The organism is Actinomadura logoneensis, assembly GCF_003428695.1.
In the GTDB taxonomy this organism is placed as follows: Bacteria; Actinomycetota; Actinomycetes; order Streptosporangiales; family Streptosporangiaceae; genus Spirillospora; species Spirillospora logoneensis.
In genome coordinates this window covers 1-1,130 of sequence record NZ_QURH01000479.1, presented here as the reverse complement: position 1 = coordinate 1,130, position 1,130 = coordinate 1, and the positions used below count along the sequence as shown (strand labels likewise).

The window sequence follows — 1,130 nt, the reverse complement described above, 5'->3', positions numbered from 1 at the left end:
CCGGTGCGCGCCGCCCTGGCCGCGCCGCTGCGCCTCGCCCGGTCGGTGGTCGTCAACAGCCGCGCCAGCGCCGCCGCGCTCGGGTCGGCGGGCCGCCGCGCCCAGGTGATCTACAACGGGGTGGACGAGCCGCCGGAGCCGGTCCCGGCGCCGCGCGCCGAACTGTCCGGAGCCGCGCGGATCGTCCTGGTAGGACGTCTGTCACCGCGCAAGGGCACGGATGTGGCGGTCCGGGCGGTGCGGCTCCTGGAGGCCCGCGGCGTGCCCGTCCGGCTGACCCTCGTCGGGGACGTCTTCCCAGGTTACGAGTGGTTCGAGGCCGAGCTGCGGGAGCTCGCGGAGGGCAGCTCCGCGATCGTGTTCGCCGGGTTCCGGCCCTCGGTCTGGTCGTCCTTCGCCGAAGCCGACATCGCGATAGTGCCCTCGCGGGTCGAGCCGTTCGGTAACGTCGCGGTGGAGGCCATGCTGGCCGGACGGCCCGTGGTGGCCTCCGCCACCCAGGGCCTCACCGAGATCGTCACCGACGGCGTGACCGGCGTCCGGGTCGCGCCCGACGACCCCGAGGCCCTCGCCGACGCCGTCACCCGCCTCCTGGACGACTGGACCGCCGCCCTGACCATGGCCGAACGAGCCCGCGCGGACGCCGCTGCCCGCTTCGGCACCGCCCGGTACCACCGGGAGCTGCGCGACGCCGTCACGGCCCTCACCTCCTAGCCCCCCGAGAACCCCGCCCCGAAAGCTCCGCCGCCGAGACTCGACCGCCGAGATCCAGCCCCGAGATCCAGCCCCGAGATCCAGCCCCGAGATCCAGCCCCGAGATCCGACCACGGCCCGAGCCGCCGAGCCCGTCCCGACCAGCGCCGACGACCCCCGATGCCGACCCCCGGCCCGCGAGCGGACCCCGAGCCGGGATGAACGCGACGGCGGTGACCGCGTAGCCTGCCTTCTCGTCCCCCCGCGCCGCTCACCGTCCGCAAGGATCTGCCCACCGCCCAGAGGATGAGAAGCAACACGATGACCGCACCGACCCCCGCCCCCCCGGCCCCCTCCGAGATCAGTCTCGTCGAGGCCGTCTGGCGCTACCGGCTGATGTCGTCCCTCATCGTGGTGGCCTGCGTGCTCGCCTCGGT

The 1,130-nt window shown here is 74.9% G+C and carries 1 protein-coding gene; it reads left to right on the top strand.

The genetic code is table 11. The annotated features are described in order from the left end of the window. The coding region (locus tag DZF91_RS23450) for a glycosyltransferase family 4 protein (RefSeq protein ID WP_117359514.1) at positions 1 to 714 on the top strand (714 nt) is incomplete at its 5' end. Positions 715 to 1,130 lie beyond the last annotated feature (416 nt).